This is a genomic window from Streptomyces sp. SID13726 (assembly GCF_010548375.1).
GTDB lineage: Bacteria > Actinomycetota > Actinomycetes > Streptomycetales > Streptomycetaceae > Streptomyces.
Genome location: NZ_JAAGLY010000288.1, coordinates 1 through 500 on the forward strand (window position 1 = coordinate 1; position 500 = coordinate 500).

Annotated in this window: 1 pseudogene; it reads right to left on the minus strand. The window is 74.4% G+C overall.

Annotation, left to right across the window (positions count from 1 at the left end):
- A pseudogene (locus G3I78_RS47670) lies at positions 1 to 475 on the minus strand (hypothetical protein); the annotation flags it as partial.
- Between the last annotated feature and the right edge of the window lie 25 nt (positions 476 to 500).

Here is a 500-nt window from a genome sequence, read left to right on the forward strand (position 1 = left end):
GGACGAGCGGGCCCCGGCTGCTGCCGGTGTCGACCACCGCGCCGCCCAGGCCGTACGGGCCTGCGCCCGCGTACCCGCCCGCCCCCGCGTACGCGAAGTCGGGGACGGTGGGAGGGGTGACGAGCGTGCGCATGGTCCGGTCGAGGAGGCCGCGGCCCGCCTCGATGCCCTTGACCACACCGGCCGGGATCCACCGGCCGACCTCACGCGCCAGGACGCGCGAGGGAGAGTGGATGCCGAGCGCGTCCGCGATGGGGCCGGGGATCGCGCTCTTTGCCCAGCTCACGAGGGATGAGCGGAGCCAACCGCCCATGGACTGGATACCGCGCCACAGGCCAGAGACGATGTCGCGGCCCTTGTCGACGAGGAGGCCGCCCAGGTCGCCCAGGGCGCCGGACAGCATGCCGGGCAGGCCGCGCATCCACGCGACCGCCTCACTGGCCTTGGAGGAGACTCCGGCCTTGAACTCGCCCATGGCCTGTACCGCGCGGTCGCGGAGC